Raw genomic sequence first — 3,812 nt, 5'->3', positions numbered from 1 at the left:
CGAAGGCTGGGACCGCTGGCCTCACCGGGCGCTCGGTAGGTTTCTTGTCTTCAAGGTCGCGTTAGGCTGCCAGCGGTCCCAGCTTTCGCTGGGATGACGGGTGCCCCGCCGCGGCCCTTGAGACCAGCTTACTTCGGACGCTTGGCGCCGTACTTCGAGCGGCTCTGCTTGCGATCCTTGACGCCCTGGGTGTCGAGCACGCCGCGCAGGATGTGGTAGCGAACGCCGGGAAGATCGCGGACGCGGCCGCCGCGGATGAGCACGACCGAGTGCTCCTGCAGGTTGTGGCCTTCACCCGGGATGTACGAGATGACTTCGCGGCTGTTGGTCAGGCGCACCTTGGCGACCTTGCGAAGTGCCGAGTTCGGCTTCTTCGGGGTGGTCGTGTAGACGCGGGTGCAGACGCCGCGCTTCTGCGGGTTCTGCTCCATCGCAGGAACCTTGGACTTGGCCTTCTGCGGTTCGCGGCCCTTGCGGACCAGCTGGTTGATAGTGGGCATCTATACTCTTCTTTCAAATGGGAGTGCGATGGATCGACACCGAAACCATCGGTATCGACCCGTCGCACCCCGGTGGTCACCGGGCCGGGAGGGCCACAACAGCGAGTGACGGGAGAAGAGTAGACGATCACGCGATGCAGGAAGGAAACCGCGAGGCCGTCATCCCAGCGCCAAGAAAACTTGGGGGACTGGGACCGCCATCGGTTTGCCCTGCCCCCTCGTTCAACGAGGAAGGCCGCACCCGTGAGCCGAAAAACACTCCACCCGGCCGCCGATGAGCGCTGCCGGATTACTTTGCCGCCCGCCCGAGGGACGCACCCTCACCCGATTCGGATGAAGGGAGCGATCCGTGCTTCCCTGCCCTGCCGAGGCCCGAAAGCCACGGAAAAACTGCGAGAAACGCGCCGGAACGGCAATGTTCAGCTCTGTATATCCACCGCGAGCAAGCCCGCGAGGGATGCGCGCCTTTAGGGGATTGGGGGGATGGGGTCAAGATTGACATAGGCAGCGACTACTACACCCCCTTGCCCCACCTTCGACGGCGCGAGTTCGATTACTGAAGCCTGCCGGTTACCGCATCACACAATTGCCGCACTTTCGAGAGGTTGAATGTTTGCATTCAGACACTGACGCCGTAGTCTTTCACGATGATTGCACGCTATACGGTTCATTTGAAACAACCCATTCGGATGCTAGATCATTGGCCTATTGATGTGCTCGGCGCCCGGATGACGTTGGTGGCAGACGGCGACATGGTAAGCGCATTAAAGTTCGCTTTCACCGGGCAACCCGCAACTCTAGCGCCCAGTTTAGCTCAACCAGACAGTCCGGGCCAGCCTCCTACAATTGCGATCAATGATCCGCTGCATTCGATGCTTCGCCAGCAGGTGCGGAATGGCTTTAGCTTCATTCAGGCACTATTCCCTGTTCAAGTTGCTTTCGATCGGACTGAAGCGGAATACGAAGGGGAAACACAGGAAGAGTCCAAAGCGATTGCGATTAGTCGTTTCACTTACGGCGAGGCTGATGAACGCCCCATCGCTCTAACTTACGATTTCTTTACCCGAGCCATGATGGCTGCCGAGAAGCAGTATGATGAACAATATCGTTTATTTGCCACCTTGACGGGCTATGCACGCGAAGCATCGAAAGAAGCGAGATACATAGATGCTTTCCGCTACTATTTTCTGATTTTCGATGCATTTTTCAGCGATGGGCAATTCAAGAAGGCGGGCCTCGAAAAAGCATTCAAAGGCTATGCGGTACTCATCGACGCGATCAAATCTGCAAAGGCTGATTTCCGGGAAGATCGGACGCGCCCCGCCACCCCTACCGGGACTTTTTTGAGGGGATCGCCGACACCCGAGAAGATCGTCGAACATTTAATCGAACGAAGAGGCCATTATTTCCATAGCAACAGGCGAAAGCCAGGGGCATGGAGCCCAGATAAGCAAGATGAAGCCCGCGAACTATCATGGCTATGCGCCATGATTTGCCTCAACCTTTCAGATAAGTATTCTGGCCCGATGTTTGCAGAGGAGCTTGAGGCGCGGCATTTTGCGGAGGCTCGGAAGTCAGGAGCGATAATCGTGCTAAAAATCGACTATACGTATGTTGACGACGATGGCGACGAACACAAGCAGGGTCGCACAAACATCAACATGCCTGGCACTAAGGTCACCCGGAAGATGGCCACGGAAATGACGCAGAATTTCGTCCAGAAATTCATCGAGGCGCAGCCGGCCAGCAGCTTAGTGCACGCCATCTGCCGAGAAGAAAACTCTGGCAAGCCGATCTTTGAGATTAGATACCCAGCGGATCTGCCCTAGTGCAATTTCGAATCTCCGGCGCCGATTATTAACGAACGCTCACTCTATTGATTGGCGAAAGGCTGCTATCTCGGCCTACCGCCACAAACCATTTTCCTACACACCCCGGCCCGCGATACATAGGTCCGCCATGAGGGGCATCCACTCCAACACCCCATGGAGTTCCACGCCTTATGACGGACCGATCCTCCACGCCCCCGGCACATCCCGAGCGCCGGCGCGGCGATAAATCCTTTGCGGCTTCGCGGCTTCGCGTGAAACCTTCTGACGATCCCGCGCCCGGCGGTGAGGCCGGGCGATCCCCCGCGTGCCCCTCCACCACCGACTGCGTCGGCGGTCCCCCTCCCCGAGACAAGCTCGGGGAGGAACGTGTGGGGTGCCGGTCGGTGCGGCCTTCGCGGCGCACTTCGGCCATGGCCTTCTTCGAGGACTTGCCCGAGGCGGACGATCCGCTGCTCGGCTTCGCGCCCTATCTGCACAGCCGTCCGCGCCGCAACTCGATCACGCCCGATCGGCAGCGCATGTTCATCGCCGCGCTCGCCGCCAGCGGGATCGTCACGCAGGCCGCCCGCGCGATCGGGGCGAGCCTCGAGGCGCTCTACAAACTGCGGCTGATGAAGGGCGCCGAAGGGTTCTCCGCCGCGTGGGACAAGGCTGTCGACCGGGGCATGCTGCGGCTGCAGGACTGCGCGCTCGAACGCGCGATCCTGGGCGAGGAACGCCCGGTGGCGAGCCAGGGCAAGGTGGTCGCCACATATACCCGCCACGACACCGCGCTCATGCTGTTCCTGCTGCGCCAGCGCATGCCGGAGCGCTACGCCGCGCCTGCGCAGGACGCGCGGCCGGGCTCGGCGCTCTACGAGAGGGTGCGGCGCGATATCGAGGCGCAGATGCCCACCGTGGAAGAGACGCGCGCGGTGATCGACGCCAAGCTGGAGCAGCTGCGCCGCACCATTGAGGCACGGCGCACGCGGGAAGAGGACGGCTGAGCCGCCTCAGCGGTGGCCGCGGCCCGGTCGGCGGCCGTCGCCGCGCCCGCCACCATCCTGCCCGCCGCCCCGCCACATCGGCATCTTCATGCCCTGCTGCGGGCGCATCTCGCCCCGGAACGGCTGGTAGTTGTGCTGGCCCTGAGGGGGCGCGCGCATGATGTGGTTGCGGTCGCCCCGGCGGTAGCGGTGGTCGCGGTCGTTGTTGCGGTAGTAGAAGTAGTCGTCGCTGCCCCAGTAGCCGTCGTGGATCGGGCCGTAGTACCCGTCGTAATAGCCGTCATAGGCATAAGGCGTGCCCCAGCCGACCGAGCTGTAGCCATAGCCGCCGCCATAGCCGTCCGTGGCGCAGGCGCTGAGCGCCACGGTGGAACCGGCAAGGGCCAGGGCGAGGATCTTCGTGTTCATGGACGAGCCTTTCGAGAAGGCGCGTCAAAAATGGACGGCGCGCCCGTTAACCCTCGTAAAACTCCTGGATGGGGCGGTGGGTTCCG

The 3,812-nt window shown here is 61.5% G+C and carries 4 protein-coding genes; 2 read left to right on the top strand and 2 right to left on the bottom strand.

Annotated features, from left to right (window positions below; genetic code table 11):
* Positions 1 to 128 precede the first annotated feature (128 nt).
* Positions 129 to 500: a 30S ribosomal protein S12 gene (gene rpsL, locus ACYPYD_RS22930; RefSeq protein WP_007011879.1), complete on the bottom strand. Its 372-nt coding sequence runs from the start codon at positions 498 to 500 to the stop codon at positions 129 to 131.
* A 647-nt stretch (positions 501 to 1,147) separates the two neighbouring features.
* On the opposite strand from rpsL, the gene ACYPYD_RS22925 reads away from it, so the two are divergent.
* Positions 1,148 to 2,329, top strand: a complete 1,182-nt coding sequence (locus tag ACYPYD_RS22925) for a hypothetical protein (protein ID WP_459665731.1) — start codon at positions 1,148 to 1,150, stop codon at positions 2,327 to 2,329.
* A gap of 413 nt (positions 2,330 to 2,742) precedes the next feature.
* Positions 2,743 to 3,318 carry a hypothetical protein gene (locus ACYPYD_RS22920; protein ID WP_459665729.1) on the top strand — a complete coding sequence of 192 codons (576 nt, stop codon included), beginning with the start codon at positions 2,743 to 2,745 and terminating at the stop codon, positions 3,316 to 3,318.
* Positions 3,319 to 3,324: 6 nt separating this feature from the next.
* Here the strand turns inward: ACYPYD_RS22920 and ACYPYD_RS22915 are convergent, their stop codons facing one another.
* A complete protein-coding gene (locus ACYPYD_RS22915; protein WP_459665727.1) occupies positions 3,325 to 3,726 on the bottom strand; it encodes a hypothetical protein in 402 nt (133 codons plus the stop codon).
* Between the last annotated feature and the right edge of the window lie 86 nt (positions 3,727 to 3,812).

This window comes from Novosphingobium sp. 11B (genome assembly GCF_054589055.1).
The sequence above is the reverse complement of the archived record's forward strand: the minus strand, read 5'-3'. Positions and strand labels throughout refer to the sequence as shown.

Bases quoted from the DNA above. Each gene is read 5' to 3' on its own strand.
- rpsL (WP_007011879.1), bottom strand. From the start codon at position 500: ATGCCCACTATCAACCAGCTGGTCCGCAAGGGCCGCGAACCGCAGAAG.
- ACYPYD_RS22925 (WP_459665731.1), top strand. From the start codon at position 1,148: ATGATTGCACGCTATACGGTTCATTTGAAACAACCCATTCGGATGCTA.
- ACYPYD_RS22920 (WP_459665729.1), top strand. From the start codon at position 2,743: ATGGCCTTCTTCGAGGACTTGCCCGAGGCGGACGATCCGCTGCTCGGC.
- ACYPYD_RS22915 (WP_459665727.1), bottom strand. From the start codon at position 3,726: ATGAACACGAAGATCCTCGCCCTGGCCCTTGCCGGTTCCACCGTGGCG.